The following is a 25,706-nucleotide window of genomic DNA, read 5'->3' as shown; positions in this document are numbered from 1 at the left end:
CATGGCTATTACTTTTCATGATTAAAGCCAGCGAGCCTCATAAGGCACTCTATACAAGCGCTTGTCAAAGAGACGACCACAAGAAGAATGAAACAGAAGAAGGCCACCAGTCCCAATACTCCAAAAATTAATTGGTCAGTAGGAGGAGTTGCAGAATCAATCATCTTGGCTAGTCCTTTGCCGTATCGACGCTGAATAGCTTCATGAGCGCGCGGGCGCAGGTGATGACCACAGCAGCCACCAAAAAAAGCCCGAACAACACCGAAATATCTTCGATGCGTTCGGGATCAGGTGGCGCGGGTTCGACCTGGACGATGACGGTTGTCGGCTCGGCCATGGAACCCGCCCCGGCTTAGCGCCAGCCCAGCTTCGAGGCCAGCTTGAGCAAGCCCCAGATGGTCACGCCTGCAGCCATGATCAGGCCGATGGCCGTGGTGGCATCGGTCTGGTAATCGGTGATCGCGGTGGCGACAGCAGCCGGCAGATCGGCATGCGCAGTGCCAACCGTGGCCAGGACGAAAGCAGGCACAGCGGCCAGACGGAGTTTCAGAGCTTTGGACATGGAATTCCCTTTGAAAATACGGCGCGGAATTGCACCCGGAAGCCCTCAGGCAAGGGCTACGAGCTGCACTCAGGCGGTCAAGACAATTCGTCCAAATCAACGACCTGGGGACGGTGGAAAGGCTCGGTGTGATCCTCGATCAGTTGCGCGCAACTCTCAAGGTCTTCAACGATTCCCGCCTCTTTCAGCAACATGACCCATTCCGGTTGCCCATCCTCGAAGGACGGGGCCAAAAACTGGCCTGTTGTTCCGGACTGGATCACGTAGCGGCTCATTACGCGGCCTTCGGTGCTGCAGGCGCGGGTTTGATCGACACCAGGGTCAGCTTCGACGACTGGTCAGCGCCGGCAACGATGTCGAATTCGCAGTCGACCAGGACACCGCCCAATGGCCACTTCTGCTTGTAGTGAATCCACTTTTGCAGTTCTTCAGATGTGCCCAGCTTGAAAGGCCGAGTCACTGCGCCCATGGATTCGCCGTTGCTGGATTCGCCCAGATCAACGCTCAAATGAAAAGTCGTGCTGTCGTAGCCACGGCCTTCGAAATCACCCTTGCTCGACTTGATGCCGTGCAAGACGGCTTTTGATGGAATACGCATGTTTTTTCCTTGGTTGAGCCTTTACGCAGCCTGCAATCCGACGCGGCCAGTGCCGGAGGCTGAAACTTGTTTGAACACTTCGGCGTAGACGCCACCCACCTCTTCCTGCTGAAATTTGCTCAGGCGGTTAGGCAGGTCTTTGCAGTTCTCGATGAACTGGGAAAGCGTCTCGAAATCGAGGTACTTGAAAGCGAGCGAGAGGCTTTTTCCAGCCGTGTCGAGAACCCAGCGGGCATTGCGCGTGCACTCGGCCTTGACGGTCTCCAAAGCGAGCCGTGGCTCAGTCTTGACGGGCTCAGGCAGGCACTGAGCACCATGCTCTTCAACGAGGGCCGCATGCCAGTCAGAAGCACCTGCGAAGAAGTCGGCAGGACGGCGGAGCATGTCGGTCGGCAGCAGACGCTTTTGATTGCCGTAGCGCAGTTCTGCGCGCAGCCATTCGGTCGCATCTTTGGCCCCGAAAAGCTGCTTTCCCTTCTCGTAAAGATTGGTAATTTTTCCCGCTGCGCGCGAGCCGAAATAGACGGACCGACCGTCATTGCCGCCCCACCAATCGCCGTTCTGGCCATTCTTGGGGCGGTGCCCCATGTGATCCATCAACCCGGCCTTGTACTCGGCTTCGAAGCGCTCAATTCCGCCCTTGATGCCATCGAAAAAATCCAGCGCCAGATCGCATCTGGTGATCAGGCCGCGATGCTGATCGATGTAGTTCGCCATGTGCTCCAACCAGCCAGGACGGGCGAACGTGCAGGCCATGCCTTCCAGGTTGCAATGGATGGTTTTGGCCTGCTGCTGGACGCGTGAGCCATTGCCGACAGACAGGAAACCGACCCAGCCGACTGGCTTGCTTTGGCGCGTGATGTTGAAGCGGAAACGATAGAAATCCTTGCCTTTGCAGAACTCAGGCGAGGCTTCGAAATCAGGGCCGAGAATGGCCGCCACGTCTTCGGCAAGTTGGAAGGCCTGGGTGCTGGCCGCATAGTCAGCATCATCCAGTTCGCGCAGCTCATTGACGAGCTTGACGCGGTTGTATTTCATGCGACGCTTGCCGTCCTCGAGCTCGGCTATCGAGCTCATGTCAAAGAAGCCTGCGCGGTCATACTGGGCATCACTGGCCGAGGGAAACAAGGTTTCGACCGTGGGGATAGGGGCATGGCGCAGATTGACCGTGAAGCGCAGCCAATCGACATGGGCATGCGACCCGGTTTGCTCGCGCTCGGCTTGCAGCCGCAGCTTGATTTCCCGGCCTTCCAGGACCAGATCAGAAACGGTCGGGAGTCTCATGCTTCGCCCCGTGGGGAAGTTGTCCCCGTGTTACCTACGGGGACAGCAGTGGTGCAAGGCGCTGCGCACCCCCCAAAATTGATAGCAGTGGATGCGGCAGCGTCAACGCCGCCGATCGCCGTGCGGCGCTGCGCTTGCCCGGCTCCGTCAGCGTTTTGGCGCTGCGAAACAAGCACTTCGAATCCGCTCAGGAAGTACGCAATCGCGCGCCACTGGTGCGCGTTGCGCTCGACAGGCGCGTGATCGAGGTGTTTGATATTGCGGCTCATCGCAGCACTCCGTTTTTGCGGGCACCGAACAAGCCCAGTTGCTTCCAGTTGCGATTGCATTGCGCGAAACGCACCATCGACTGCAGTAGTTCGTTCACGCTGCAATCAAGCGACTTCGCGGTTTCCTTGAGCTTCTCGACAATCTCGGCCGTATCCGTGTAGTCGATACGTGCCTTGCCAGCGCGATATGCGGCCTTTTTGGCTGCTGCACTGGCATGCACTGCCGGGCGACCTGTGCGCGTTTCGTTCCCGGCGCTCATGCGCGAATCCCCTTGTCTTCAAGGCGCAGCTTCAGCACACAGCAGGCATGAATCAAGGCTTCGTGCTGAGGGGAATTGAACTTGGCACGTTCGCGCATCTTGATCAGCACCCTCAACGCATTGAGTTCGTCCTGATCAAACTCATTGATGGTGCCCACCCCCTGCCCGGCATCGGCTGGAGCCGGCAAGCTGGCCGGTGCCGCGATGGCAGAGGATGGACGTTCTGATGTTGCGATGGGATGCATGCCGGCTCCGTTTGTTAGCACATGTGACATGTGCACTGGATCGGAGCTTAGACTGCACATGCCACATGTGCAAATCAAGAATTACGATGCACACGTATCATTTGCACAACGCAAAGGACGCAGACATGCAAAACACCATGGATTTACTGGATTCCGCACTGAAATTGCGCAGTGCAGCCGACTGGCATAAGCAGCTGGACCTGTCGAGAAACGCCCTGCACTCGGCACGGCAAAGAGGCAATTTAAGCCCCGCGATCGCCGGCGCGCTGGCCGAAGCATTGGGTGAAGACCCGCAAAAATGGATAGTGATTGCAGCCCTGGAAGGAGAGCGCGAAAGCGCCTGCAAAACGCGTATGGTGCGCAGATTTTTGACCGGTGCCGCCCTCACCCTGGGCGCCGTTGGCAACGCTGCTGCCACCACTGTTTGTATCTTATGTTAAGTATTATGCGCCTGTATCTGCATGGTTGGTGATCCTAGTCTGAACGTCCCTCTTGACGCGTTCTGGCGTGAGCTTTTGAAAGCGTGCTAACTTCGCCGCATGGACTTGATCACCACCGCCATGCAATGGGCGCTGCGCCATCCCTGGATGGTGTTGGGCGCTTTGGTGGTGCTGGGTTGCGCGATCCGGTGGATGAACCGACCACGCAAAGACCGGCGTCCCAGGCCTGCGGCGACGCCGCTGCTGCGCTCCCGCAAAGAGCAGCAACGGTTTTCCCACCTTTCCACGGTTTACGCGCCCAAGAGCCACCGGCGCCAACGTCCGCCGCGCAACTGAGGGCCGCCAAGCCTCAGGCGTGGCGCTGCTCCCACCGATGCGCCACCGCAGACAGGTCGGCCAGCGTATCGGTATCCGCCAGGGCGCCCCAGTCGTCCAGCGCCAGCGCATGCCACTGAGCTTGCGCCTGCGCTGCTTTGACCACGCTCTGCGCACCGCTGTCGCCGGTCAGCTGCAGCAACTGGTCCTTCCAGGCTGCGGAAAAACCGACGGGATGGCCCCATTGGCCCTGGATTCGAGGACGCACCACACCGCCTTGGGCCTCTAGCAGCCGGGCCACGGCGCGCAGGCTCTCAGGCGCTATGGCCGGCAGATCGCCGGGAAGGATCAACCATCCGCTGGCGTCGGGCGACAGCGCGACGCCGCGCGCGATCGAATGGCCCATGCCTTTGCTGCGCCACAGCGGACCGTTTTCCACGAGCACCGCGCGCAGGCCACTGGCGGCGACTGCCGCGAGCGTATGTTCGAGCACGCTGCGCCCATGCAATTGCGCCTGCAGTTTGCCGGTCTGTGCACCCGAAGCGCGAAAGCGCCGGCCCTGGCCCGCGGCCAGTACCACCACCACGGGCAGGTTCTGCGGATTGTCGTTGCTGCTGTGCATCGCGGCCATTGTAGAAAGGTCTGGCACGCAAGCTGCTGGCCATGGCGGCATGCACATCCATGCCCGTGTCCTCAAATCCTTCGACATGATCCGCCGCTGCGGCTCGATCCGCGAAGCCTCGCGCCATCTGCACATTGCCTCGTCGGCAATCAACCGCCAGTTGCTGCAGCTCGAGGACACGCTGGGCACGCCGCTGTTCGAGCGCCTGCCGCAAGGCCTGGTGCTCACGGCCGCGGGCGAAGCGTTTGCGCGCCATGTGCAGAACGTCTTTCAGGATGAGCGGCGCCTGTCCCAGGAACTGGGGCAGCTCCAGGGGCTGCAGCGCGGGCCCTTGCATGTGATGGCCGTCGAGGGCCTGTGCAGCGACCTGTTGCCGCGCGTGCTCGCCCAGCTGTACCGCCGCCACCCGGGCCTGTCGGTGCAATTGCACACCGGAGGGTCGGCGGCCACTGCCGAGGCCGTGCGCACTGGCGACGCCGACATAGGCCTGGGTTTTTCGATCGCGGCCGACGACGAGCTGCAAGCCTGCTGCCTGCGGCGCGACCCTATAGGCGCCGTGCTGAGCCAGGACCATGCGCTGGCGGACCGTGCGACGCTGAGCCTTGCCGAATGCGCGCAGGCGTCTCCATTGATTTTGCCGCTTCCCAGCCTTTCGCTGCATGCGCTGCTGGCCCCCCTGCTCTGCCGTCTGCCCGAGCGACCACCCGTGCTGCTGGAAACCGCTTCGCTCGACCTGGCCAAGCGCATGGCCCAGCAGGGGCTGGGCATTGCCTTTCAGAGCCGCTGGGGGCTGGAGCAGGAAATCGCGCAGCGCCAGCTGGTGCATGTGCCGCTGCATTCGCCGGCACCAGTGTGGTGCGAGCTGGGCGTCTACGTGCGTGCGCGGCGCAGCCTGCCGCCTGCGGTCACTGCTTTGGTGCATCTGCTGATGGCCGAGCTTGTTGGCTGAGGGCGCTTCAAAAACGGCAGCACCCTGCGCCAAAAACGGTGCTACCCGCTGGCCCCGGCTCCTTTCTAGACTGGCGGCTGTCGCGGTTCCAAACCGTTTTTTGAATGCTCCCGCCATGACCACCTCCCAACTGCAACTGCCCGTGATCGATGTGCAGGCCTTGCGCCACGGCAGCGCCGCCCAGCGCCAGGCCATTGCTGCGCAACTGGGCCTGGCCTGTGAAACGCACGGCTTTTTCTACATCACGGGCCATGGCATCGATCCGGCGCTGATCGATGCGGTGTTTGCCGCGAGCCGTGCCTTTTTCGACTTGCCCGAAGCCCGCAAGAATGCGCTCGACAAGCGCCACTCTCCGTGCAACCGCGGCTACGAGCCGCTGCGCGCCCAGACCCTGGAGGCCGGCGCGCCGCCCGATCTCAAGGAAAGCTTCTATATAGGAGCCGAAGTGCCTGCCGATGACCCGCGCGTGCTGGCAGGCCGTTTCAATACCGGCCCCAACCAGTGGCCCACCGAGCTTGCCGGCTTCGCGTCCGTCACCCAGGCCTATTACCAGGCAGTCCATGCGCTCGGGGCTGATCTGGTGCGCGGCATGGCGCTGTCGCTGCAACTGCCCGCGGATTTCTTCGAAGCCTATCTCGGTGACGCCGCGGCCACGCTGCGCCTGCTGCACTATCCGACCCAGCCCGCGCAGCCGGCTCCCGGCGAAAAAGGCTGTGGCGCACATACCGACTTCGGCGGGCTCACGCTGCTGCTGCAGGACGCGCTCGGGGGCCTGCAGGTCTGGGACCGCCAGCACCAGGGCTGGATAGACGCGCCGCCCGTGGCCGGCAGCTTCGTGGTCAATATCGGCGACCTGTTTGCGCGCTGGACCAACGATCGCTACGTATCGACCCTGCACCGGGTGATCAACCGCTCGGGGCAGCGGCGCTATTCCGTGCCGTTTTTCTTCACGGGCAATCCGCTGCATGAAGTGCGCTGCATTCCCACCTGCCTGGCCGCGGGCGAAGCCCCGCGCTACCCCGTGACCACGGTCGAGGAGCACCAGCGTGCCTGCTACCGCCGGACCTATGCCACCGCGGCGGCCTGAGACCATGAGTAGCTCAACTTCTGGCACCGGCGTGCGCGATATGGTGCTGATACACGGCGCATGGCAAGGCAGCTGGGCGTTTGAAGCCTGGCGCCCCCTGCTCGAAGCCGCGGGCTGGCGTGTGCACGGCGTCGATCTGCCGGGCAATGGCCACACGCCCGCGAGCGTGCAGCGACCGGCCACTTTGGCGGGCTACACCGACCATGTCTGCGACGTTCTGAACGCGATAGCCCGCCCCGCGGTGGTGCTGGGCCACAGCGGCGGCGGCATGGTCGCCTCGCAGGTGGCCGAGGCCCTGCCCGACCAGGTGGCCGCGTTGGTGTATCTCGTGGGAATGATGCTGCCCAGCGGCATGTCGTACTCCGAGCTGATTGCCCAGGCCCGGCGCGATGACCCCGGCTGGACCTATGTCGGCATTGGCCCGCACCTCAACTGGAGCGCCGACCGCAGCAGCAGCCAGGTAAGCCTTCAAGGCGCGCTGGAAACCTTCGTGCACGACTGCCCTGCCGAGGCTGCGCGCGCGGCCGCCGCCCGGCTCAGGCCCCAGCCCGAAAGCGGCCGGGCTATCGCTGGCCAGCTGTCGGTGCAGCGCTTCGGGCGCGTGCCGCGCCTGTATGTCGCCTGCCGCAAGGACCGCTCCGTGCCCTGGGCCTTGCAGCAACGCATGCTGCGCCTGCAGCCGCCCCAAGCCCAGATCGTTCTCGACTGCGGCCATGTGCCGCAACTGGCCTGCCCCGCGGCGCTGACACAGGCCTTGCTGCCCGCGCTCGAAGTGCTGCTTGCCTAGTCCTGTGATGGACGCCATCCAGTGCGGCCAAATGTGTATACGAAATTGGTATGCAAATGTGGCCTGGATATTGCTTGAATCAACATACCGCCGCCAGCGGCCCTGAAACCCCGCTGGATGCCTCTTTCTTCTTACTCTCTGGAGCCGCCTGCCATGACCCACAATGTTCGCCCTGTTCTGTCCGCCCTGGCCCTGGCCTTGATGGCGTCCACGTCCCACGCGGCCGATGCGCTGACGGTGCAGCTCGACTGGCTGCCCGGCGGCGACAAGTCCTTTGTCTATGCGGGCGTGCAGCAGGGCTTCTTCAAGGCCGAAGGGCTTGAGGTCAGGATACTGCCGGGGCGTGGCTCGGCCGATGCGGTGACCAAAGTCGCTTCGGGTTCGGCCGATGTGGGCTTTGGCGGCATTTCGGCGGTGATGATGGCCGCGGCCGAAGGCAAGATTCCGGTCAAGGCCGTGATGTCGTTGTATTCCGCCCAGCCCGACGCGCTGTTCACCAAGGTCAGCAGCAATATCAAGAGCCTCAAGGACATGGAAGGCAAGACCGTTGGCATGCCCACGTTCTCCTCGTCCAATGCGCTGTGGCCGGTGGTGCTGCAACGCAACAACGTCGATATCTCCAAGATCAAGATCATCAAGACCGACCCCGCAACGCTGGCGCCCATGCTGGCCCAGGGCCGCGTCGATGCAACCATCAACTGGGTGACCGTCGCGCCCGCCTTCCAGAACGTGCTGGGCCAGGCCAAGCAGGATCTGGCTGTGCTGCCCTGGAGCCAGTTCGGCCTCACGGGCTATGGCTGGTCGGCGATTGCAAATGACAAGACCATTGCCAACCGCCCCGAAGTGCTCAAGCGCTATCTGCGCGCGCTGACCAAGTCGCTGGAATTCTCGATCGCCCAGCCGCGCAAGGCCGCCGAGTCGCTGGTGGCAATGGTGCCCGAGGCCAATGTCGACGTGATCGAGGCCGAATTCCGCGCGTCGATTCCGCTGCTCAAGACCGATGCCGCGGCGCGCGACGGCCTGGGCGCCTTCCAGCCCCAGTTGCTGGCCGAGACCTGGGGCTGGGTCTCCGCATCCATGGGCTACGACATCAAGAAGGTCGACCCGGAAGCGCTGGTCGACCGCCGCTTCCTGGCGCGCTGAGCCAGCCCCTGTCCCCCGGATGGCCTGACTCCCGGGCCATCCGCCCTCTTCTTGCCCGCCTGCTGGACCTGCCATGTCTTCCGTCATTGACCTGAATGCCGTCACCCAAACTTTTGTGTCCAGCGATGGCAGCCCTGTCACGGCCTTGCAGAACGTCGATCTGCACCTGCAGCGCAATGAATTCGTCTCGCTGATCGGCCCCTCGGGCTGCGGAAAATCCACGGTGCTGCGCCTGATCGCGGGGCTGCTGCGCCCCAGCGCCGGCGAAGTGCGCATTTTCGACCTGCCCGTGACCGAGCCGCGCGACGAGATCGGCATGGTCTTCCAGAAGCCCACGCTGCTGCCCTGGCTCAGCGTGGTCGACAACATCACGTTTCCCATGCGCCACAAATACGGCCGCGTGGACGCCAGGGACCAGGCACGCGCGCAGTCGCTGCTGCAGATGATAGGTCTGCAGGATTTCGGCCACAAGCGCCCGCACGAGCTGTCGGGCGGCATGCAGCAGCGCGTGGCGATCGCGCGCTCGCTGCTGCACGACCCCGACATCCTGCTGATGGACGAGCCGTTTTCGGCGCTCGATGCGCTCACGCGCGATGAAATGAGTTTCGAGCTGCTGCGCATCTGCAGCGAACGCCCCAAGACCGTGGTGTTTGTGACCCACTCCATCCAGGAGGCGCTGCTGCTGTCGGACCGCATCGTGGTCATGAGCGCGCGCCCGGGCCGGGTGTCGCAAATCATCGACGTGCCGCTGGCCCGCCCGCGCACGTTGCAGACGCTGACCGATCCGGTGTTCACGCGCATGGCCAATGAAATTCGCGAGCAGGTGTTCACACGCCACCCACATTGAGCACCACGCGACCAGCCAAGCCCCACGCCACCTTTTCCGGACCCTGCCCATGAAAGCCTTTGCCTACCGCTACGCCTCGCTGCTGGCCTTTATCGCCCTGCTGGGCATCTGGGAGCTGGCCTGCCGCGCGCTGGCCGTGCCCGAGTACATCCTGCCCGCGCCCAGCGTGATTGCGCTGGCCGCAGGCAGCCTGGGCCTGGCGCGCTGGGCCGAGCACCTGTGGGCGACGATAGAAGTCGCGCTGCTGGGCTATGCGCTGGCGATTGCGCTGTCGATCCCGCTGGCCGTGGCCATCACGCGCTCGGCGCTGCTGTCGCGCATCGTCATGCCCTGGCTGGTGGTCATCCAGTCCACGCCCATCGTGGCCGTCGCGCCCATCATCGTCGTCACGCTGGGCGCGGGCGTGCTGCCGCGCGTGGCCATCACCACGCTGCTGGCGTTCTTCCCATTGGTGGTGTCCACCTGCCTGGGCCTGTCGTCGGTGCCGGCAGAGTTCATCGAGCTGTCGCGTTCGCTGCGCGCCAATACCGCGCGCCAGTACTGGCAGGTGCGCATGCCGTTCGCGATTCCGCATGTGTTTTCGGCAATGAAGGTCTCGGTCACGCTGGCCGTGGTGGGCGCCGTGGTCGCCGAGTTCGTTGCCGCGGAAAAAGGCCTGGGCTATCTGATCCTGTTCACCACCTCGTCGTTCAAGGTGCCCGTGGCCTTTGCCGCCCTGGCGCTGCTGGTGCTCAGCAGCCTCACGCTCTACAGCCTGGTGCAATGGGTGCACCAGCGCTTCTTCGGCTGGAGCAGCCCCAAGGCCTGATCCGCTTTCTTCACTTCGACTGCCATGACCACCCTGCCCCCTTCCAGCCCGCCCTCGCCCGAACAGATCGAACGCCATCTGCGCCGCACCATGGAAGTCGCCGAGCGCGCCGTCAGCATCGGCCGCCACCCGTTTGGCGCCATCCTGGTCGCGCCCGACAACGAAACCGTGCTGCTGGAGCAGTGCAATATCGACACCGTCAACCACGCCGAATCGACGCTGGCGCGCGTGGCGGCAAGCAACTACCCGGCCGACTACCTGTGGAACTGCACGCTCTATACCTCGGTCGAGCCCTGCTGCATGTGCGCCGGCACCTCGTACTGGGCCAATATCGGCCGCGTGGTGTTCGGCATGACCGAGCACGCGCTGCTGCAGCAGACCGGCAACCACGCCGAGAACCCGACGATGAGCGTGCCCTCGCGCTATGTGTTCGACCACTGCCAGAAACCCGTAGCGCTGATCGGCCCCGTGCCCGCGCTCGAGGCCGAGATCGCCGCGCAGCAGCGCGCGTTCTGGGCCGGGCGCTGAAAGCCGGCGATGCAACTGCTCTGGCCCGAAAGCGCTGCCCATGCCCTGGCGCTGCGCGCAGCGCACCCGGGCGCGCGCTTTGTCGCCGGAGGCACGGCCTTGCAGCAGGAATGGGGCGATCGCCATCGCGCGCCTGCGGGTTGCAGCCTTGTACCGTTGCATCGATTGAGTGCCTTGCAAGGCATTGAGCTGGTTGATGGCGCAACCTCGCTGCGCATAGGCGCGGCCATGGCACTCGAGACGGTGCGCACCCATGCGCTGGTGCGCGAACACGCGCCGCTGCTGGCCCAGGCGCTTGCGCAATTGGGCGCGCTGGGCGTGCGGCATCTGGGCACGCTGGGCGGCAATGTGGGATGGCGCTGGGGCGACAGCACGCCCGCGCTGCTGGTGCTCGATGCACAGGCCGAATGCGCCCATGCGCCCGGTCAGCGCCTGCCCCTGGCGGCGCTGCTGGCCGAAGCCGAATTGCCGCTGATTGTCGCCTTGCATATTCCGCTGCAGCCCGGCCATCCGCCAGCGCAGACCGTCTTTGAAAAAGCCGCGGCACGGGCGGCATTCGCGCCCGCGCGTCTGCGGTTCACATTGCGTTGGAGCGCTGGGCAACTGAGCCACGCGGCCTGCGCCGCGCCCGACCTTCCCGCGCGCCTGCTGGTGAATGCGCTCGCCTGGCTGCAGGCCCACCCCGGGCGGCGCGGGCCTGCAGCGCTCGCGGGTCTGCGCCAGGCCTGTGCCGACGACGGCCTGCCCACGCAGCAGCCCGAAGACCTGGCCCATCTCGCGGCCCGGCTCATTGCAGGCCATTGCGGTCTGCTGGCTTCTGCCATCGAGGAAGTGCAATGACCAAGCCGTATGCACCGCTGCCCGCAGGCGTGATGCGCCCGCTCGCGCATGCAGACCTCCCCCGCCCCGACGCGCTGGACAAGCTCGCCGGCAACCCCGGCTATCTGACCGACCGCATCGTGCCCGGCCAGTTGCGCGGCGCCATTCTCGGCAGTCCGCACCCGCATGCGCGCATTGTGTGTCTCGATACAGCTGCAGCGTTGGCATTGCCCGGAGTGCATGCGGTTGTGACCCATGCCGATATTCCGGGCCAGGCCGACTATGGGCTGCGCCGCATAGACCGCCCTGCTTTGTGCCGCGATCGTGTGCGCTATGTGGGCGATGCGGTCGCGGCGGTGGCCGCCGACTCGCTGGAGATCGCGCACGCGGCCCTGGATTTGATCGTGGTCGAGTATGAGCTGCTGCCTGCCGTGACCTGCCCCGAAGCCGCGCTGCTGCCCGAGGCGCCCGCGCTGCACGCGGGCGGCAATCTGCTGCACCGCCACCATCACCGCCTGGGCGACGATGGCGCGGCGGATGCGGCGACCGTGCACCGGGTCTGCGCCATTTACGAGACGCCGCGCCAGATGCATGCGTTTCTGGAAACCGAAGGCGGCGTGGCCGAGCCCGACGGCCAGGGCGGGCTGTGCCTGTTATTTGCCAACCATAACCCCGAGCGCGAGCGCCAGGTCGTTGCGGCGCTGCTCGATTTGCCGCCCGAGCGCGTGCACAGCGTGGGCTCGCCGGTCGGCGGGTCATACGGCGGCAAGGACGAACTCACGGTACAGCCGATTGCCGCGCTGCTCGCCTGGAAAACCCGGCGCAGCGTGCGCCTGCACCTGGGGCGCGCGCAGTCGACCGATTTCGGCGTCAAGCGCCACCCTATGCGCATCCATATGGAAAGCGGCTGCGACGCCGAAGGCCGGCTGACCTATCACCGCGTGCAAATCCTCGCCGACACCGGCGCCTATGCAACCCATGGCCCCGAAGTGCTGGACGCGGCGCTCGAGCATGCGCCCGGGCCCTATGCCTGGCAAGCCATAGACATCGCCGGGCGCCTGGCCTATACCAACAACGGCGTGGCCGGCGCGTTTCGCGGCTTTGGCGCGGTGCAGGTGCAGTTCGCGCTCGAGCAGCAGATCGACCGACTGGCCCGCGCCGTGGGCCTGGACTGTGCGCAGTTGCGCATGCAGAACCTCAAGCCCGTAGACGCGCCCGGGCCGCTGGGCCAGATCGTCGTGCCGTTCGACGGCCCGCAGCGCGCGCTCGCGGCGCTGGTCCAGCACCCGCTGTGGACGTCGCATCCCCAGCGCCATTGGACCGACGGCCCGGGCGGACGCTACCGCCACGGCATAGGCCTGGCGCTGGTCCACCGCAGCGACGGCTTTGGCAAAGGCTTTCCTTTTGGCTGCCGCATGGAACTCGCGCTGGCCGAGGACGGTGCCATCGAGCTGCGCAGCGGCTTTACCGAGCTGGGCCAGAACCTGCTGGCCGCCACGCGCAATACCTGCATGCATTTCCTGCACTGCGGCGCGGACGAAGTGCGCCCGGTGCTGGGCGATACGCGCTGCACGCCTGATTCGGGCCCGGTCGCGGCCTCGCGTGCGACCACGCTGGTCTGGCATGCGCTGCAGCGCGCCGCGCCGCAATGGCAGGCGCAGCTGTGCCAAGCGACTGCCCAGGCGTTCGATATGCCGCTTGACAGCCTGCGGCTGGGCACGGGCGGCATTCATGGCCCCCACGGCCTGGTCGCAAGCTACGTGCAGCTGGCCGGTCAGCTGGGAGCGCAGCGCCCCGCCATCACCATAGACCAGCCGCCCGAAGTCACGCCCAGCGATGCGCCCGATACCCACTATGTGTTTGGCGCCTGCGCGGCCGTGGCCCATGCGGTCGTCGACAGCTGGACGGGCAGCATACGCATCGTGGAGATGGCCCTGGTCGGCGCCGTCGGCCCGGTGGTCTCGCCCATGGGCTATCTGGGCCAGCTCGAAGGCGGCGCGCTCATGGGCCAGGCGCTGTGCACCCAGGAGTCGCTTGACTGCGTGGACGGCCACTACCAGCAGCGCAACCTCGACAGCTATCTGATTCCTACGCTGGCCGATGCGCCCGCGATGGATGTCTGGGCCATCGAAGGCCTGCCCCAAGGTGACACCACGGGGCCGCGCGGCACGGGAGAAATCAGCGTCAATATCGCCACCCCGGCCTGCGCCAATGCCATTGCCTGCGCCTTGCAGGCGCCTATTGAAAGCCTGCCGGTGCGGCCGGCGACCGTCTTTCGCTTGCTGGAAGGAGTATTTGCATGAACGCCTGCATTCCTGTGCCCCTTGCCGAAAGCGCGCACGCCGCGCTGCCGTCCTGGTCGTTTACGCTCAACGGCCAGGCGGTCGCCGTGCACTGCGCGGCCGACCAGCGCCTGCTGACCCTGCTGCGCGAGCATTTCATGCTGGTCGGCGCCAAGCCCGGCTGCGAAGTCGGGCGCTGCGGTGCCTGCATGGTCTGGCTCGACGGCCGGCCCGCCAACAGCTGCCTGCTGATGGCCTGGCAGCTCGAAGGCCGGCAGGTCACCACCATCGAAGGCCTGTCCGATGCGCCGCAAAGCGCGCCCGTGGTCGACGCCCTGGCGCAATGCGGCGGCGTGCAGTGCGGCTACTGCAGCGCGGGAATGTGCATGGGGCTGGCCTATCTGTACCAGCAGCCGGGCATGGATGCGCCCACCGCAAGCGCGCTGATGTGCGGCCATCTGTGCCGCTGCACGGGCTATGGCGGTATTCAGCGGGCGATTGATTCGCTGTTCCCTGCATCCACCTCTGCCGCCTAATCTCCGCATTTTTGCGGTGATTGGCTTGCGTATTCTCCGCAAAAGCCTGCGCAGCACGGGTCTCGTGGCGGCTATCGCGCCGGACCTTTCGCCTGCTTCGCATAGCCCAGGCAGGCGCCGGCGTTGGGCCGGCCCCGGCATTCGCGCAGCAGGCGCTTTTCGCGCTGGGCCGGGGTTTCGGCGCTGCCCTGGCTTTTGCCTTTGGCCTTGTCGCGCGGCGCATGGCAGTGAAATTCCTTGTTTTTCGGGTGATGGCAGCCGCGGGCGTCCAGCCCGCCGGGCGTGGCCTGGGCCAGGCTGGCGAGCGCATAGAGCAGCGCGAAGACACAGATCCGCATGGTGGTGCCTCTTCTGAAGATGGCGTAGCGGCCAGCGTAAGCAGTCTCCATGGCATTCACAACGATAGGCAGCACGGACGACCGGGAAAAGCGCCGCCCGCTGCTGCGTCTTGGCTTACTTGCGCGGCAGATTGCGCGCGCGCTGGGCCAGTGCGCGCCGCTGCAGCGACGGGCTGCCGGAGCGCGGCGCAGCCTTGGCGGCGGGAGCTGCCGGCGAGGCTGCGGACTGCGTGGCCAGCAGCAAGGCCTTGAGGTCGGCCACGCGTTCCTGCGCGGCCTGGGCGGTTTGCTGCGCGCCCAGCAACTGGGTGCGCGCCTGCAGCAATTCTTCCTCGAGGTGCTGCTGGCGGCTTTGCCACTCCGCCAGGCGGGCTTCGGATTTGCGCTCCTGCTCGGCCTGGGCCTTCTTGGCGCTGGTCACTTCCTGGCGCGCGCGATCGAGGTCGGTCAGCATGCGCCGCTCGTTGCCCGCGAATTGCTCGGCCAGGCGCTGGCGCTCCTGGGCCGCGGCCTGCTGCTCTTCGCTGTGCTCCTTGCGCTCGAGCTCGCGGGCCTTGGCGACTGCGGCGATTTCCGCGCGCAGGCTGCCCAGCTGGGCTTCGCGGTCCTGGGCCAGTTGCTGCATTTCATCGAGGCGGCGCGACAGTTCCTGGGCCTGTGCATGCGCGAGTTTCATGGCTTCGTCCATGGCCTGCTTTTGCTGGTGCAAGGCCTTTTCGCGCTGCGCCATGTGCTCCAGGTCGGCTTCGTGCGACAGGCGACTGGCCTGCAGCGCGGCTTCGCGTTCGTGCAATGCCTTTTGCGCCACGGCCACGGCTTCCTGCGTGGCGCTGTTCCACAGCTCCTGGGCCAGGCGCAGCACGTTCTCGGGAACGCTGCCCTGGCTGTTGTCCGACTGGGCCACGCCCAGGCGCTGGCCCAGCGTGGCGAACCAGGACTCGAGCATGGGGCTCACGGTATTGGGCGAGCCGCGGCCTATCTGCTGGCGCACGCGCTCGATGGTCGGGCGCAGCCCCTGGGCAAGCAAGGCGTCGGCTGCAGCCCAGACATCGGCCTCCTGCACGCCGCGGGTCACTTTTGGTTGGTTCATCTTCACACCCTGATAGGATTGGTATCGATAAGAGATTGTTATCGCGAGTTATAGTTTATATATGTATTATACGATATGTATTACATATCAAATAATACAAACATTCAAATCATTCCATGCATCCTGCTGTTTTTGACCTTGCCCTGCCCTCTTCAGGGAATTGCGGCGCTGAAATGTCCGATGCGCTGGCTCCCGGCGCCGATGACGCCACGCTGCCCGCACCCTTGCCGGCGCAGGGGCTGGACGAACAGGCGCGCCAGGCCATGCAAGCCTTGCTGCGCGAAGGCGAGTCGCTCAATACGCGCATGAGTTACCAGAGCGCGCTGCGCTACTGGGCCGCCTGGCATGCGCTGCGCTATGGCCGCCAGATCGTGCTGCCGCTGTCGGTGGACTGCGTGCTGCAGTTCGTCGTCGACCACGCGCAGCGCAGCACGCCGCAAGGCCTGGTCTGCGAGCTGCCGGCGGCCATGGACCAGGCGCTGATCGAAGCGGGCTACAAGACGCGCCCGGGAGCGCCCGCGCACAACACGCTGGTGCACCGCGTGTCGGTGCTGTCCAAAGCGCACCAGGTGCGGGACCTGGCCAACCCCTGCCATGACCCCCGGGTGCGCGAGCTGCTGTCGCGCACGCGCAAGGCCTATGCCAAGCGCGGCGCACTGCCGCAAAAGAAGGAGGCGCTGACGCGCGATCTGCTGACGCAGTTGCTGGACACCTGCGACGACAGTCTGCGCGGGCGGCGCGACCGCGCGCTGCTGCTGTTCGCCTGGGCCAGCGGCGGGCGGCGGCGCTCCGAAGTCGCGGGCGCCGACATGCAATTCCTGCGGCGCCTGCCTTCGGGCGACTATCTCTACACCCTCGTCCATTCCAAGACCAACCAGGCCGGCGTGGACGCGCCTGAAAACCACAAGCCCGTGCTGGGCGCGGCGGCCAAGGCGCTGGACGCCTGGCTGCAGGCCAGCGGCATTGGCGAAGGCGCGATTTTCCGGCGCATACGCAAGGGAGGTCACCTGGGCGAGCCCTTGAGCCCGCCCGCGGTGCGCAACATCGTGCGCGAGCGCTGCGCGCTGGCGGGCGTCGAGGGCGATTTTTCCGCGCACTCGCTGCGCTCGGGCTTTGTGACCGAGGCCGGGCGGCGCAACGTGCCCTTGTCCGACACCATGGCCATGACCGGCCACCAGAGTGTGGCGACGGTGCTGGGGTATTTTCGCGCCGAGTCGGCACTGGGCAACCAGGGCGCGCGCATGATGGACGGCGAATAACAGCCGTGTGCGCCGGCGCTGGTCAATTATTCTGAATCATTTGATGGTGATAATTTTCCATCGCGGTCGCGGCGTTCGAGACGTCGGGCCCAACATCATCATGCGCAAAAGCCATGGCGTGTACTGTGTCACCGACCCGTTCGTGCGCCGCGCCTGGCGTGCGCACAAGGCCCACCGGGAGCCTGACGCGGTGCGCCCTTGACGCTGTGAACGCGGGGCGCAGGCGCCGACCCTATTGCAAGAAGGCTTTTCGGTAAATTAAATTGCACACAATTTGATTGTGCATGAGAATACACCCATGCCCAACGCCTTTGCGCCCTCCAGCGATCACGCCCTCCAGCTCGACAACCAGTTGTGCTTCGCGCTGTATTCCGCTTCGCTGGCCACGACCAAGCTGTACAAACCGCTGCTAAAGCCATGGGGGCTCACCTATCCCCAGTATCTGGTCATGCTTGCGCTGTGGGAAAAGGACGACTGCATGGTGTCCGAACTGGGCGAACGGCTGTTTCTCGATTCCGGCACATTGACCCCGCTGCTCAAGCGCATGGAAAGCGCGGGCTGGCTGCAACGTCAGCGCGACAGCGCCGATGAACGCCGCGTGCGCGTGGCCCTGACCGATGCGGGCCGGGGCCTGCGCGAAAAAGTCGCCGGCATCCCCGACTGCATGCTGCAACAAAGCCCTTGCACACTCTCCGAGCTGCAGGCCTTGCGCCTGCAACTCCAGCAATGGCGTGACCATCTGGTCGCGCTGACCCCTCCCGCTTCGACCTGAAGCGTTTTCACTTTTCAAGGAGTCCATCCATGGCATCGCTCGACAAAGTTCTCTACACCGCCCGCACCCACACCACAGGTGGCCGCGACGGCGCTTCCAGCAGTGACGACGGCCGCCTGGACGTCAGCCTGTCTTCGCCCGGCGGCGCAGGCACGGGCACCAACCCCGAGCAGCTGTTTGGCGCGGGCTATTCGGCCTGCTTCATCGGCGCGCTCAAGGCCGTGGCCGCACGCCAGAAAGTGACGCTGCCCCAGGATCTGGCTATTGACGCCGAAGTGGATCTGGGCCCCGTGGGCCAGGCCTTCGGCATTGCCGTGCGCCTGACCATCACGCTGCCCGGCCTCGACAAGGCCCAGGCGCAGGAACTGGTCGATGCCGCCCACCAGGTCTGCCCCTACTCCAACGCCACGCGCGGCAATATCGACGTCACGCTGACCTTGGCGTAAGGCAGTCGGCAGGCACAGGGCGCGCCTGGCCTGCTCTATAGACTCAGGCCGGGCTGCGGCGAACCCGCATGCCCAGCTTTTGCAGCAAGAGGTTGTCGGCGTCGACTTCGGGGTTGCCGGTCACCAGCAGCTTGTCGCCATAGAAGATCGAGTTCGCGCCGGCCAGAAAGCACAGGGCCTGCACGGCTTCGCCCATTTGCTGGCGCCCCGCCGACATGCGCACCCGCGCCTTGGGCATGGTGATGCGGCAGGCGGCAATCACGCGCACGAAATCCAGCGGGTCCACGGGCGGGCTGTCGGCCAGCGGCGTTCCGGGGACGGCGACCAGGCTGTTGATGGGCACCGACTCGGGATAAGGATTCAGATTGGCCAGCTGCGCGATCAGCCCTGCGCGGTGCACGGGCGCTTCACCCATGCCGACGATGCCGCCGCAGCACACACTGATGCCGGCCGAGCGCACTGCGCTCAGCGTATCGAGCCGGTCCTGGTAGCTGCGCGTGCTGATCACGTCGGTGTAGTACTCGGGCGCGGTGTCGAGGTTGTGGTTGTAGTAGTCCAGGCCCGCCTCTTTCAAGGCCGCGGCCTGGTGGTTCTGCAGCATGCCCAGCGTCGCGCAGGTCTGCATTCCCAGGCCTTTGACGGTTTCGATCAGCACCGCCATTTTCTCGATATCGCGGTCCTTGGGCGCGCGCCAGGCCGCGCCCATGCAAAAGCGCGTCGCACCCGCGTCCTTGGCGGCCTGGGCCGCAGCCCGCACCTCGTCGACGCCCATGAGCTTTTGCGCGCTGACGCCGGTGTCGAACTCGGCGGCCTGCGGGCAATAGCCGCAGTTTTCCGGGCAGCCCCCGGTCTTGACCGACAACAGCGTCGCCAGCTCCATATCGCCTTCGGGCCAATGCGCGCGGTGAACGGTCTGCGCCCGGTGCAGCAGATCGAGGAAAGGCAGGTCAAGCAGTTGCTGCACGGCGGCCTCGGTCCATTCGACGGGCTCGGCCCCTTGGGTGTCCATGACGGACACCGGAGGGTGGAAGTGCAACGCGTGCTCTGCTGCGTTGGCAGGCGGGTTCAAGACAGGCATGGAAATGACTCCTGGATCAGGCTGCTGGCGAAGGCTGGCAGTCCATGGAAGCGATTGTGGGAGGTGAATTCCCCTGCGCAGCGCCTCATGCCTCAAAATAAATGGGCAAAAAATGATGCCTGCAAATGCGCACAAATTCGGCTATTTTTAAGCGGAGATGCCTGCCATTTGGCGGTGGTTGGCGGGCTTGCAGTTTGCCGCGGCTATGCTGCGCGCAACACACGCCAACTGCGCCCAAAACCGCTTGGACCATCCTGGCGTTTGCACGCGGCTTTTGTCACTGGCGCGCGCTATGCTGTCGGTTGACGCGCCAGCGCCCCGTTTTTCGTGGGGATCCCCCGGTTTTCATGATTTTTCCTGGATGTCCTGCCTGCCACCCTTGCCCAAAACACCCGCTCGCCCCGCGCCCGCTGGCAATGCTGCCGAAGTCTTCTTTGTATTTTTGAAGCTGGGGCTGACGGCTTTCGGCGGGCCCATCGCGCATCTGGCCTACTTTCGCGCGGAATTTGTCGAGCGGCGCCGGTGGATCGATGACCGTGCCTATGCCGACCTGGTCGCGCTATGCCAGTTCCTGCCGGGCCCGGCAAGCAGCCAGGTGGGTTTTGCGCTGGGCCTGGGGCGCGCGGGCTGGGCTGGCGCGCTCGCGGCATGGCTGGGTTTCACGCTGCCGTCGGCGCTGGTGCTGATCCTGTTTGCGTTCGGTATCCAGCAATGGGCCTGGCTGGCCACATCGGGCGCGGTGCACGGCCTGAAGCTGGCCGCGGTCGCCGTGGTGGCGCATGCGGTATGGGGCATGGCGCGCTCGCTGTGCCCCGATCGCTCCCGGGCGGCATTGGCCATTGCTGCCGCGCTGCTTGCGTTGGCGATTCCTTCGGCGCTGGGACAGGTCGCGGCGATTGCCGCGGCCGGCCTGGTGGGACTGTGGTGGCTTCAACCCGCCCCGCTGCCCGCCTCTCTGTCGCGCGATCCCGGTCTCGGAAAAACGGCCGCTGCGGTGCTGCTGCTGGTTTTCGCGCTGCTATTGCTGTGGTCCGTGGCCGTGGTGGCCGCGCCGTCGCTGGGCGCGCAGTTCGCCGCGTTCTATCAGGCGGGTGCGCTGGTGTTTGGCGGCGGCCATGTGGTGCTGGCGCTGCTGCAGGCGGCGGTCGTGCCGCCGGGCTGGATCACGAACGATGCCTTTATTGCCGGCTACGGCCTGGCCCAGGCCGTGCCCGGGCCGTTGTTCACCTTCGCGGCTTACCTGGGAGCGCTGATGCCCGCGCCCATGGGCGGCTGGACGGGCGGCATTTTGCTGCTCGCCGCCGTTTTTCTTCCCGGACTGCTGCTGGTGGCGGGCGCACTGCCCTTCTGGGAATCGTTGCGCCAGCGACGCAATGTCCAGCGGGCAATGGCCGGAGCCAATGCCGCCGTGGTCGGCTTGCTGCTCGCCGCACTCTACGACCCGCTGTGGACCAGTGCCATCCATTCCCGACTGGATTTCGGCATCGCGCTCGCGGCCTTCGGGCTGCTGGCCTATGGCCGCCAGTCACCGCTGCGCGTGGTGGCGCTTTCGGCCGTCGCGGCCTGGCTGCTGGTCTGACGACCCGTCTGGCTCAACCCAGGGCAGCAATCACGTCCGCGGGCGCCTGCACCAGTTCGATCAGCACGCCTTCGCCCGCGATAGGGAACTCGTCGTTGCTCTTGGGGTGCAAAAAGCAGATGTCATAGCCCGCGGCGCCCGGGCGAATGCCGCCGGGCGCGAAGCGCACGCCCTGGGCGGTGAGCCACTCCACCGCCAAAGGCAGGTCGTCTATCCACAGGCCGATATGGTTGAGCGGCGTGGTGTGGACCGCGGGCTTCTTGTCCAGGTCCAGCGGCTGCATGATGTCCACTTCGACCTTCATCGCGCCGCGGCCCATGGACAGAATGTCTTCGTCGACGTTCTCGCGCTCGCTCTGGAACGTGCCGGTCTGCTCCAGGCCGAGCATGTCGACCCAGAGTTTCTTCATGCGGTTCTTGTCGGTACCGCCAATGGCCACCTGTTGAATGCCCAAGACCTTGAATGGGCGCTGCGCTGCAGTCATGTTGCTCCTTGTATTGTTTTGAATCGCCCCGCGAAGGGCACCTCGGTCATTTTCGGAGAAATACAGGCCTGCGGCCCGGTGGGAGCGCATAAAAAAGCCCCCGCGCTTGCTCGCTGCGTGCAGCCGCTGCCCAAGGCGTTCCGAAGGCAGCACAATCTCCACGCCCACCAGGGCTGACGTAGCGACCGGACCGTGCCCGGCGCAACGACGGGGGCAAGATCAGGCTGCGACTTTGCTGCTTTGCACCACTTGCAGTGCTTCTTTTTCGATGTCGTAGTCGTATAGCGACTTGCGGAACGCAGCAGAGTTGGCGATTTCCTTGTCTCGCTGCGCGAGGTCCTTGTACTGTGAGTCGTAACGTCGACCGTTTTGTCGCGCCTCTGCCTGGACCATGGAAGTGCGGGGGCGGCGCAAGGCCTCGTATTGGTTCAGGATGGCATTGATATCGCTGCTTTGCTCAACATGCTCCAGCAGCACTGCCAGCGCCGTGCCATCTTCGATTGCCTGGTTGGCACCTTGGCCAAGGTGCGGCAGCATGGGGTGTGCGGCATCGCCCAGCAGCGTCAGTCGTCCGTTGACCCATTTGTCGATTGGCTTACGGTCGTACAGACCCCACCAGAAACAGCTTTCCACCTTGCTTAGCAGTTCCGTGATACGTGGATCCCAGCCTGCAAAAGACGCCGCCAGTTCATCGCGATCACCGATGGCGGACCAAGACTCCACGGTCTGGTGGTCAGTCGGCACAAAGCCCACGTAGTTCAGCAACTGGCTGCCGCGCACGGGGAACACCATGAAATGCTTGCCGTCACCCATCCACACCTGGTGGGAATCCTTCTTCCAGCCGGGCAGCAAGTCGGCGCTGATCAGGCCACGGTAGGCGCGGTAGCCCGAGTACTCTGGCGCAGATGGAAGCACAACATGCTTTTGCAGCACGGAGTTAATGCCATCAGCAGCAATCACCACGTCTGCCTTGGCTGTGTTTCCGTTCTCAAACGTCAGGTAAGCGCCATCGTCGTCTTGACTAAAGCCTGTGCAGCGGTGGCCGGTGTGCACCACATCAGCAGGCACTGTGTCGGCCAAGGCCTTGAGCAGGTCGGCACGGTGCATGCCGTACATCCCGTTCCAGCCCTGTGAGTCGGTAGTCAAAATCTTGCCCACCACGCTGCCGTCCATGCGGTAGTACTCAGAGCCGGTGCCCACCTTGGCGCCTACGGCTGCCAGGGTAGGCCCCAGGCCTGTGCGCTCCATCTGGCGCAAGCTGTTGGGATAGATAAAAACACCAGCACCCACTTCCCCCAGCGCCTTCGCCTGCTCGTACACAGCCACGCTAATGCCACGGTGCATCAACGCATGGGCTGCAGCCAGGCCACCAATGCCGCCTCCCACTATGGCTACATGCAATTTTTTAGTCATTGTTTTTCCCTCTCTCTATAACGATGGATGTGAGCCCGGCTTATCAAGCCTTGCTTTTGTTTTCTCTAGCAAGGCTTTGACTTGCAGATATTCCTTATTGATTTCTTTGGTCAGTGCTGCGCCGTCCGACCATTCCTGAACGATACCCATAGGCTGTAGCCGTGCGGCAATGGCAGGCTCCTTGACGGATTTCTCCAGTGCCTTGGCCACCAAGGCCGTAATCTCTGTGGGTGTGCCTGCCGGCATGAAAAAGCCGAACCACACCCCTTGAATCTCGCTTTTATATCCAAGCTCTCCCAAGGTTGGAACATCGGAGAATTCAGGGAATTTCGAAGAGATTGCCAATCCCTTCAGGACGCCTGATTTAATGTGGGAACTGACGGCTCCAAGGGCCAAGATGATGGCGTCGATGTGCCCACCAATCAGGTCGGTCACTGCGGGAGCTGCACCCTTGTAGTTCACGGAGGTGATTTCGGTTCCTGTCAATTCGCTGAGCAACTGCACGCTGATGTCGCCTACGGAGCCTGGTCCTGCATTGCCAATGCGCAGGGTATTGGGGTTTTGCCTGGCCAAGCCGAGCAGCTCCTGCATGTTCTTGAACTTGCCGTCGCCGCGCACCACCAAGATGGAAGGGCTGCGCGTAGTAAGCCCAATGGGGATGAGATCCTTGGTCGGGTCGTAGGAAGCATTGGCCGGATCAATCAAGCGGCGAATAGTCAGGGGACTGTTTTGCGCAAACAATATGTTGTAGCCGTCCTTGGGAGCGCGAATGACCGATTGCGTGCCAATGGAGCCCCCTGCACCAGGGCGATTCACCACAGTCATCGGCACGCCCAGTGATTTGGACATTTCATGCGACATCAAACGTGCTGCAGTATCTGCAGCGTCACCCGAAGCCAATGGTGTGACGATGTTGATTGGCATGTTGGGATAGTTGCTGGCGCGGGCAGAAAACGGTGCTGCCAGCAACGCGGGATAAAGCAGAAGGAGTCGTCTCGGAATCATTGTGTAAATTACTTTCTTCGTATTTCAAAAGTGGCCCTGCAAGTCCCCCGTAGGTCCAGTTCGAATCAGCCGCAGTCTTGGTTGTCCTGCCCGCTGTGTGCTGATCCTTTTTTATTCTGTAGTTGGGTATGTTTTGACGCAATGAAAAGTTGCGCATTGCGCAATAATTGACCATGACGGATGAACATCGAAACCATTCCAGAGACTTTGTTGCGTCCCTTGAAAAAGGGCTGAAAGTGTTGATGTGCTTTGACCGCAAGCACCCCAAACTCAATCTTTCGGAAGTCTCTCAGCTGACCGGCTACACACCGGCTACCGCGCGCAGGCTGCTGCTGACACTGGAGTCACTGGACTTCTTGCACACCGACGGCAAGCGTTTTTGGGTCGCGCCGCGGACGCTGCTGCTGGCCAGGCCGTATTTGGTGTCGCGCCCTACGCCCCAGTTGGCACAGCCCATTTTGGATACCCTTGCCGAACACACCCGTCAGTCAGCCTCGTTGGCTACATTGGTCGATGACGACGTTCTGATCATTGCCCGATCAACTGGGCGGCGAACTTTATCGACGGGTTTAGGCATAGGATCACGTCTCCCCGCGTATTGCTCTTCTCTAGGGCGCGCCCTACTTTCACAGAAAAGTGCGGAACATGTCATGCATTACCTGCAGAACGTGACTTTTGAGGCATGGGCGCCCAAGACCGCGGGCACTCCACAGGCGGCTTACGAAGAGATCCGCCTATGCAGGGAGCGAGGCTGGGCCGCATGCAACGAGGAAGTGGAAGTCGGCGTCAGGTCCATTGCAGTGCCTATCGCTAGCACGTCAAGACATTCGATGGGAGCCATTAGTCTTTCCGTGCGCGCTGAGCGCATGAGCATGGAAAGCTTTGTCGCTACCCACTTAGAGGCGCTTCAAGAAGCAAGTGACAAGCTGGCTGCCAGCAAGGTGTTTGAGTAACGCCCCTGCGCATAGCGGCATTCCCCCACCCTGATCGAGAGAGCGTCCACGGGTCGTTTGCAGCCCGGTGTGCGGCGTGTGCTCGGCCGTGGCCATAGAAGAATTCAAGGCCGAATTGGCCTGCAGACGGCGGCTCGGCCGGCAGTGCCAGCGGTCAGCGCTTGAGAAACCGGTTCACGCCCTGCTGAAACGCTTCGCTTGCGTAGACCTGGTGCACCAGGTCGTCGTCTTCCAGGCTTTGCTCGATGACGATGCGCCGCAGGCTTTCCTTGACGGCCTGCTGCGTCACGCCCGACAGCGCCATCAGGCGCTCGGCCAGCGCATTCGCGCGTTCGGTCAGTTGCCCGGCCGCGCAGGCTTCATGGACAAAGCCGCAGGACAGTGCTTCGGCGACGTCGATGTACTCGGCCAGCAGCAGCATTTTCTTGACGCGCGGCACGCCCAAAGCGGCCTGCAGCCGCGCGATATTGCGCGACGACAAGGTGTTGGACAGCGTCTTGGCAATCGGCGCGCCAAAGCGCGAGCCCTCGCTGCAGACGCGAAAGTCGCAGGCCGTGGCCAGCGCCAGGCCGCCGCCCACGGCCCAGCCGTCGATCACGGCAATCGTCGGCACGGCGATGCGCTCGACGCTGTCGATGACCTTCTCGACAAAGGCTTCGTAGGCAATGCCCTGCTCGCCCCGCGTGAAATCGGCGAAGTGCGCGATGTCCGTGCCCGAAATGAAGGACTTGCCGCCCGCGCCGCGAAAGAGGATGGCGCGCACCCGCGGGGTGCGCGCGCACTCGGCGATGCACGCGAGCAACGACTCGTACATCGCCTGCGTCATGGCGTTGTGGCGCTCGGGGCGGGCTATGGTGATGTGTGCCGCGCCCGAAGGCTGAATGTGGAGTTGGACCAGTTCGCTCATG

General features: G+C 64.2%; 32 protein-coding genes. 17 read left to right on the top strand and 15 right to left on the bottom strand.

All coding sequences use genetic code 11. The annotated features are described in order from the left end of the window. Nucleotides 1–169 precede the first annotated feature (169 nt). The 7 genes from GVL12_RS06405 to GVL12_RS06375 form a co-directional block, all read right to left on the bottom strand. Nucleotides 170–337, bottom strand: coding sequence for a hypothetical protein (locus GVL12_RS06405; protein WP_159912017.1), 168 nt, complete (start codon nucleotides 335–337; stop codon nucleotides 170–172). A 15-nt stretch (nucleotides 338–352) separates the two neighbouring features. Continuing rightward, entirely contained in the window at nucleotides 353–562 is a 210-nt protein-coding gene (locus GVL12_RS06400) for a major capsid protein (protein WP_159912015.1), read from the bottom strand. A gap of 77 nt (nucleotides 563–639) precedes the next feature. Beyond that, on the bottom strand, nucleotides 640–837 hold the full coding sequence (locus tag GVL12_RS06395; RefSeq protein ID WP_159912013.1) for a hypothetical protein: 198 nt from the start codon (nucleotides 835–837) through the stop codon (nucleotides 640–642). Beyond that, nucleotides 837–1,160, bottom strand: coding sequence for a hypothetical protein (locus GVL12_RS06390; protein WP_159912011.1), 324 nt, complete (start codon nucleotides 1,158–1,160; stop codon nucleotides 837–839). Before GVL12_RS06390 ends, GVL12_RS06395 begins: the two co-directional genes overlap by 1 nt. Before the next feature lie 21 nt (nucleotides 1,161–1,181). Then, the gene (locus tag GVL12_RS06385; RefSeq protein WP_159912009.1) at nucleotides 1,182–2,444 is read right to left on the bottom strand and encodes a replication initiation factor domain-containing protein; all 1,263 of its coding nucleotides are present in this window, start codon (nucleotides 2,442–2,444) and stop codon (nucleotides 1,182–1,184) included. 265 nt (nucleotides 2,445–2,709) lie between these two features. Further along, the gene (locus GVL12_RS06380; protein WP_159912007.1) at nucleotides 2,710–2,973 is read right to left on the bottom strand and encodes a hypothetical protein; all 264 of its coding nucleotides are present in this window, start codon (nucleotides 2,971–2,973) and stop codon (nucleotides 2,710–2,712) included. Next, on the bottom strand, nucleotides 2,970–3,218 hold the full coding sequence (locus tag GVL12_RS06375) for a hypothetical protein (RefSeq protein ID WP_159912005.1): 249 nt from the start codon (nucleotides 3,216–3,218) through the stop codon (nucleotides 2,970–2,972). Before GVL12_RS06375 ends, GVL12_RS06380 begins: the two co-directional genes overlap by 4 nt. Nucleotides 3,219–3,343: 125 nt before the next feature. On the opposite strand from GVL12_RS06375, the gene GVL12_RS06370 reads away from it, so the two are divergent. After that, the gene (locus tag GVL12_RS06370; protein WP_200843538.1) at nucleotides 3,344–3,658 is read left to right on the top strand and encodes a hypothetical protein; all 315 of its coding nucleotides are present in this window, start codon (nucleotides 3,344–3,346) and stop codon (nucleotides 3,656–3,658) included. 99 nt (nucleotides 3,659–3,757) lie between these two features. Further along, complete coding sequence (locus GVL12_RS06365) at nucleotides 3,758–3,994, top strand: hypothetical protein (RefSeq protein ID WP_159912003.1); 237 nt, start codon at nucleotides 3,758–3,760, stop codon at nucleotides 3,992–3,994. A gap of 13 nt (nucleotides 3,995–4,007) precedes the next feature. Here the strand turns inward: GVL12_RS06365 and GVL12_RS06360 are convergent, their stop codons facing one another. Continuing rightward, a complete protein-coding gene (locus GVL12_RS06360; RefSeq protein ID WP_159912001.1) occupies nucleotides 4,008–4,595 on the bottom strand; it encodes an NTP transferase domain-containing protein in 588 nt (195 codons plus the stop codon). A 49-nt stretch (nucleotides 4,596–4,644) separates the two neighbouring features. Here GVL12_RS06360 and GVL12_RS06355 point away from each other — a divergent pair, with 49 nt between their 5' ends. The 10 genes from GVL12_RS06355 (at nucleotide 4,645) to GVL12_RS06310 (ending at nucleotide 14,381) form a co-directional block, all read left to right on the top strand. After that, complete coding sequence (locus GVL12_RS06355) at nucleotides 4,645–5,544, top strand: LysR family transcriptional regulator (RefSeq protein WP_159911999.1); 900 nt, start codon at nucleotides 4,645–4,647, stop codon at nucleotides 5,542–5,544. A 115-nt stretch (nucleotides 5,545–5,659) separates the two neighbouring features. Next, nucleotides 5,660–6,631: an isopenicillin N synthase family oxygenase gene (locus tag GVL12_RS06350; RefSeq protein WP_159911997.1), complete on the top strand. Its 972-nt coding sequence runs from the start codon at nucleotides 5,660–5,662 to the stop codon at nucleotides 6,629–6,631. A 4-nt stretch (nucleotides 6,632–6,635) separates the two neighbouring features. Continuing rightward, the gene (locus GVL12_RS06345) at nucleotides 6,636–7,418 is read left to right on the top strand and encodes an alpha/beta fold hydrolase (RefSeq protein WP_200843537.1); all 783 of its coding nucleotides are present in this window, start codon (nucleotides 6,636–6,638) and stop codon (nucleotides 7,416–7,418) included. A gap of 153 nt (nucleotides 7,419–7,571) precedes the next feature. Further along, nucleotides 7,572–8,561 carry an ABC transporter substrate-binding protein gene (locus GVL12_RS06340; protein ID WP_200843536.1) on the top strand — a complete coding sequence of 330 codons (990 nt, stop codon included), beginning with the start codon at nucleotides 7,572–7,574 and terminating at the stop codon, nucleotides 8,559–8,561. 73 nt (nucleotides 8,562–8,634) lie between these two features. Then, nucleotides 8,635–9,408 (top strand): ABC transporter ATP-binding protein, encoded by a 774-nt coding sequence (locus GVL12_RS06335; protein ID WP_159911995.1) that lies wholly within the window; start codon nucleotides 8,635–8,637, stop codon nucleotides 9,406–9,408. A 49-nt stretch (nucleotides 9,409–9,457) separates the two neighbouring features. After that, the gene (locus GVL12_RS06330; protein ID WP_159911993.1) at nucleotides 9,458–10,216 is read left to right on the top strand and encodes an ABC transporter permease; all 759 of its coding nucleotides are present in this window, start codon (nucleotides 9,458–9,460) and stop codon (nucleotides 10,214–10,216) included. Nucleotides 10,217–10,240: 24 nt separating this feature from the next. Beyond that, nucleotides 10,241–10,744, top strand: coding sequence for a nucleoside deaminase (locus GVL12_RS06325; RefSeq protein WP_159911991.1), 504 nt, complete (start codon nucleotides 10,241–10,243; stop codon nucleotides 10,742–10,744). 9 nt (nucleotides 10,745–10,753) lie between these two features. Continuing rightward, a complete protein-coding gene (locus GVL12_RS06320) occupies nucleotides 10,754–11,584 on the top strand; it encodes an FAD binding domain-containing protein (protein ID WP_159911989.1) in 831 nt (276 codons plus the stop codon). Continuing rightward, nucleotides 11,581–13,866, top strand: coding sequence for a xanthine dehydrogenase family protein molybdopterin-binding subunit (locus tag GVL12_RS06315; RefSeq protein ID WP_200843535.1), 2,286 nt, complete (start codon nucleotides 11,581–11,583; stop codon nucleotides 13,864–13,866). The genes GVL12_RS06320 and GVL12_RS06315 overlap by 4 nt, the downstream gene beginning before the upstream one ends. After that, nucleotides 13,863–14,381, top strand: a complete 519-nt coding sequence (locus GVL12_RS06310; RefSeq protein ID WP_159911987.1) for a (2Fe-2S)-binding protein — start codon at nucleotides 13,863–13,865, stop codon at nucleotides 14,379–14,381. The genes GVL12_RS06315 and GVL12_RS06310 overlap by 4 nt, the downstream gene beginning before the upstream one ends. A 71-nt stretch (nucleotides 14,382–14,452) precedes the next feature. Here GVL12_RS06310 and GVL12_RS06305 read toward each other — a convergent pair whose 3' ends face one another. Both GVL12_RS06305 and GVL12_RS06300 read right to left on the bottom strand, forming a co-directional pair. After that, nucleotides 14,453–14,719 carry a hypothetical protein gene (locus GVL12_RS06305; protein WP_159911985.1) on the bottom strand — a complete coding sequence of 89 codons (267 nt, stop codon included), beginning with the start codon at nucleotides 14,717–14,719 and terminating at the stop codon, nucleotides 14,453–14,455. Between the two features lie 115 nt (nucleotides 14,720–14,834). Continuing rightward, the gene (locus GVL12_RS06300) at nucleotides 14,835–15,809 is read right to left on the bottom strand and encodes a DNA-binding protein (protein WP_159911983.1); all 975 of its coding nucleotides are present in this window, start codon (nucleotides 15,807–15,809) and stop codon (nucleotides 14,835–14,837) included. Between the two features lie 173 nt (nucleotides 15,810–15,982). On the opposite strand from GVL12_RS06300, the gene GVL12_RS06295 reads away from it, so the two are divergent. From GVL12_RS06295 to GVL12_RS06285, 3 genes are all read left to right on the top strand, one after another. Continuing rightward, nucleotides 15,983–17,068: a site-specific integrase gene (locus tag GVL12_RS06295; RefSeq protein ID WP_159911981.1), complete on the top strand. Its 1,086-nt coding sequence runs from the start codon at nucleotides 15,983–15,985 to the stop codon at nucleotides 17,066–17,068. Between the two features lie 298 nt (nucleotides 17,069–17,366). Continuing rightward, nucleotides 17,367–17,840, top strand: coding sequence for a MarR family winged helix-turn-helix transcriptional regulator (locus tag GVL12_RS06290; RefSeq protein WP_159911979.1), 474 nt, complete (start codon nucleotides 17,367–17,369; stop codon nucleotides 17,838–17,840). Nucleotides 17,841–17,869: 29 nt separating this feature from the next. Further along, on the top strand, nucleotides 17,870–18,286 hold the full coding sequence (locus GVL12_RS06285; RefSeq protein ID WP_159911977.1) for an organic hydroperoxide resistance protein: 417 nt from the start codon (nucleotides 17,870–17,872) through the stop codon (nucleotides 18,284–18,286). Nucleotides 18,287–18,329: 43 nt separating this feature from the next. On the opposite strand, the gene bioB is transcribed toward GVL12_RS06285, so the two are convergent. Continuing rightward, nucleotides 18,330–19,364 carry a biotin synthase BioB gene (bioB, locus tag GVL12_RS06280; RefSeq protein ID WP_159911975.1) on the bottom strand — a complete coding sequence of 345 codons (1,035 nt, stop codon included), beginning with the start codon at nucleotides 19,362–19,364 and terminating at the stop codon, nucleotides 18,330–18,332. A 379-nt stretch (nucleotides 19,365–19,743) separates the two neighbouring features. Between bioB and chrA the strand changes: the two genes are divergently transcribed. Then, nucleotides 19,744–20,943 carry a chromate efflux transporter gene (gene chrA, locus GVL12_RS06275; protein WP_235033811.1) on the top strand — a complete coding sequence of 400 codons (1,200 nt, stop codon included), beginning with the start codon at nucleotides 19,744–19,746 and terminating at the stop codon, nucleotides 20,941–20,943. 13 nt (nucleotides 20,944–20,956) lie between these two features. On the opposite strand, the gene GVL12_RS06270 is transcribed toward chrA, so the two are convergent. From GVL12_RS06270 to GVL12_RS06260, 3 genes are all read right to left on the bottom strand, one after another. Then, nucleotides 20,957–21,427, bottom strand: coding sequence for a VOC family protein (locus tag GVL12_RS06270; RefSeq protein WP_159911971.1), 471 nt, complete (start codon nucleotides 21,425–21,427; stop codon nucleotides 20,957–20,959). A gap of 219 nt (nucleotides 21,428–21,646) precedes the next feature. Further along, nucleotides 21,647–22,840, bottom strand: a complete 1,194-nt coding sequence (locus GVL12_RS06265; RefSeq protein WP_159911969.1) for an FAD-dependent monooxygenase — start codon at nucleotides 22,838–22,840, stop codon at nucleotides 21,647–21,649. A 15-nt stretch (nucleotides 22,841–22,855) separates the two neighbouring features. After that, on the bottom strand, nucleotides 22,856–23,845 hold the full coding sequence (locus tag GVL12_RS06260; protein WP_159911967.1) for a tripartite tricarboxylate transporter substrate binding protein: 990 nt from the start codon (nucleotides 23,843–23,845) through the stop codon (nucleotides 22,856–22,858). A gap of 173 nt (nucleotides 23,846–24,018) precedes the next feature. Here GVL12_RS06260 and GVL12_RS06255 point away from each other — a divergent pair, with 173 nt between their 5' ends. Continuing rightward, the gene (locus GVL12_RS06255) at nucleotides 24,019–24,798 is read left to right on the top strand and encodes an IclR family transcriptional regulator C-terminal domain-containing protein (protein ID WP_159911965.1); all 780 of its coding nucleotides are present in this window, start codon (nucleotides 24,019–24,021) and stop codon (nucleotides 24,796–24,798) included. A gap of 154 nt (nucleotides 24,799–24,952) precedes the next feature. On the opposite strand, the gene GVL12_RS06250 is transcribed toward GVL12_RS06255, so the two are convergent. After that, complete coding sequence (locus tag GVL12_RS06250) at nucleotides 24,953–25,705, bottom strand: enoyl-CoA hydratase (protein WP_159911963.1); 753 nt, start codon at nucleotides 25,703–25,705, stop codon at nucleotides 24,953–24,955. Nucleotide 25,706 lies beyond the last annotated feature (1 nt).

Source organism: Pantoea sp. 18069 (assembly GCF_902706035.1).
Lineage (GTDB): Bacteria > Pseudomonadota > Gammaproteobacteria > Burkholderiales > Burkholderiaceae_C > Comamonas.
The sequence above is the reverse complement of the archived record's forward strand: the minus strand, read 5'-3'. Positions and strand labels throughout refer to the sequence as shown.

What these genes read in the sequence shown, in the direction of transcription:
- GVL12_RS06325 (WP_159911991.1), top strand. Translation starts at nt 10,241, where the DNA reads ATGACCACCCTGCCCCCTTCCAGCCCGCCCTCGCCCGAACAGATCGAA.
- GVL12_RS06320 (WP_159911989.1), top strand. Translation starts at nt 10,754, where the DNA reads ATGCAACTGCTCTGGCCCGAAAGCGCTGCCCATGCCCTGGCGCTGCGC.
- GVL12_RS06300 (WP_159911983.1), bottom strand. Translation starts at nt 15,809, where the DNA reads ATGAACCAACCAAAAGTGACCCGCGGCGTGCAGGAGGCCGATGTCTGG.
- GVL12_RS06395 (WP_159912013.1), bottom strand. Translation starts at nt 837, where the DNA reads ATGAGCCGCTACGTGATCCAGTCCGGAACAACAGGCCAGTTTTTGGCC.
- GVL12_RS06260 (WP_159911967.1), bottom strand. Translation starts at nt 23,845, where the DNA reads ATGATTCCGAGACGACTCCTTCTGCTTTATCCCGCGTTGCTGGCAGCA.
- GVL12_RS06315 (WP_200843535.1), top strand. Translation starts at nt 11,581, where the DNA reads ATGACCAAGCCGTATGCACCGCTGCCCGCAGGCGTGATGCGCCCGCTC.
- GVL12_RS06360 (WP_159912001.1), bottom strand. Translation starts at nt 4,595, where the DNA reads ATGCACAGCAGCAACGACAATCCGCAGAACCTGCCCGTGGTGGTGGTA.
- GVL12_RS06400 (WP_159912015.1), bottom strand. Translation starts at nt 562, where the DNA reads ATGTCCAAAGCTCTGAAACTCCGTCTGGCCGCTGTGCCTGCTTTCGTC.
- GVL12_RS06355 (WP_159911999.1), top strand. Translation starts at nt 4,645, where the DNA reads ATGCACATCCATGCCCGTGTCCTCAAATCCTTCGACATGATCCGCCGC.
- GVL12_RS06285 (WP_159911977.1), top strand. Translation starts at nt 17,870, where the DNA reads ATGGCATCGCTCGACAAAGTTCTCTACACCGCCCGCACCCACACCACA.
- GVL12_RS06370 (WP_200843538.1), top strand. Translation starts at nt 3,344, where the DNA reads ATGCAAAACACCATGGATTTACTGGATTCCGCACTGAAATTGCGCAGT.
- GVL12_RS06405 (WP_159912017.1), bottom strand. Translation starts at nt 337, where the DNA reads ATGGCCGAGCCGACAACCGTCATCGTCCAGGTCGAACCCGCGCCACCT.
- GVL12_RS06270 (WP_159911971.1), bottom strand. Translation starts at nt 21,427, where the DNA reads ATGACTGCAGCGCAGCGCCCATTCAAGGTCTTGGGCATTCAACAGGTG.
- GVL12_RS06310 (WP_159911987.1), top strand. Translation starts at nt 13,863, where the DNA reads ATGAACGCCTGCATTCCTGTGCCCCTTGCCGAAAGCGCGCACGCCGCG.
- GVL12_RS06265 (WP_159911969.1), bottom strand. Translation starts at nt 22,840, where the DNA reads ATGACTAAAAAATTGCATGTAGCCATAGTGGGAGGCGGCATTGGTGGC.
- GVL12_RS06345 (WP_200843537.1), top strand. Translation starts at nt 6,636, where the DNA reads ATGAGTAGCTCAACTTCTGGCACCGGCGTGCGCGATATGGTGCTGATA.
- GVL12_RS06295 (WP_159911981.1), top strand. Translation starts at nt 15,983, where the DNA reads ATGTCCGATGCGCTGGCTCCCGGCGCCGATGACGCCACGCTGCCCGCA.
- GVL12_RS06375 (WP_159912005.1), bottom strand. Translation starts at nt 3,218, where the DNA reads ATGCATCCCATCGCAACATCAGAACGTCCATCCTCTGCCATCGCGGCA.
- GVL12_RS06350 (WP_159911997.1), top strand. Translation starts at nt 5,660, where the DNA reads ATGACCACCTCCCAACTGCAACTGCCCGTGATCGATGTGCAGGCCTTG.
- GVL12_RS06305 (WP_159911985.1), bottom strand. Translation starts at nt 14,719, where the DNA reads ATGCGGATCTGTGTCTTCGCGCTGCTCTATGCGCTCGCCAGCCTGGCC.
- GVL12_RS06380 (WP_159912007.1), bottom strand. Translation starts at nt 2,973, where the DNA reads ATGAGCGCCGGGAACGAAACGCGCACAGGTCGCCCGGCAGTGCATGCC.
- GVL12_RS06250 (WP_159911963.1), bottom strand. Translation starts at nt 25,705, where the DNA reads ATGAGCGAACTGGTCCAACTCCACATTCAGCCTTCGGGCGCGGCACAC.
- GVL12_RS06290 (WP_159911979.1), top strand. Translation starts at nt 17,367, where the DNA reads ATGCCCAACGCCTTTGCGCCCTCCAGCGATCACGCCCTCCAGCTCGAC.
- GVL12_RS06330 (WP_159911993.1), top strand. Translation starts at nt 9,458, where the DNA reads ATGAAAGCCTTTGCCTACCGCTACGCCTCGCTGCTGGCCTTTATCGCC.
- GVL12_RS06390 (WP_159912011.1), bottom strand. Translation starts at nt 1,160, where the DNA reads ATGCGTATTCCATCAAAAGCCGTCTTGCACGGCATCAAGTCGAGCAAG.
- GVL12_RS06255 (WP_159911965.1), top strand. Translation starts at nt 24,019, where the DNA reads ATGACGGATGAACATCGAAACCATTCCAGAGACTTTGTTGCGTCCCTT.
- bioB (WP_159911975.1), bottom strand. Translation starts at nt 19,364, where the DNA reads ATGCCTGTCTTGAACCCGCCTGCCAACGCAGCAGAGCACGCGTTGCAC.
- GVL12_RS06340 (WP_200843536.1), top strand. Translation starts at nt 7,572, where the DNA reads ATGACCCACAATGTTCGCCCTGTTCTGTCCGCCCTGGCCCTGGCCTTG.
- GVL12_RS06365 (WP_159912003.1), top strand. Translation starts at nt 3,758, where the DNA reads ATGGACTTGATCACCACCGCCATGCAATGGGCGCTGCGCCATCCCTGG.
- GVL12_RS06335 (WP_159911995.1), top strand. Translation starts at nt 8,635, where the DNA reads ATGTCTTCCGTCATTGACCTGAATGCCGTCACCCAAACTTTTGTGTCC.
- GVL12_RS06385 (WP_159912009.1), bottom strand. Translation starts at nt 2,444, where the DNA reads ATGAGACTCCCGACCGTTTCTGATCTGGTCCTGGAAGGCCGGGAAATC.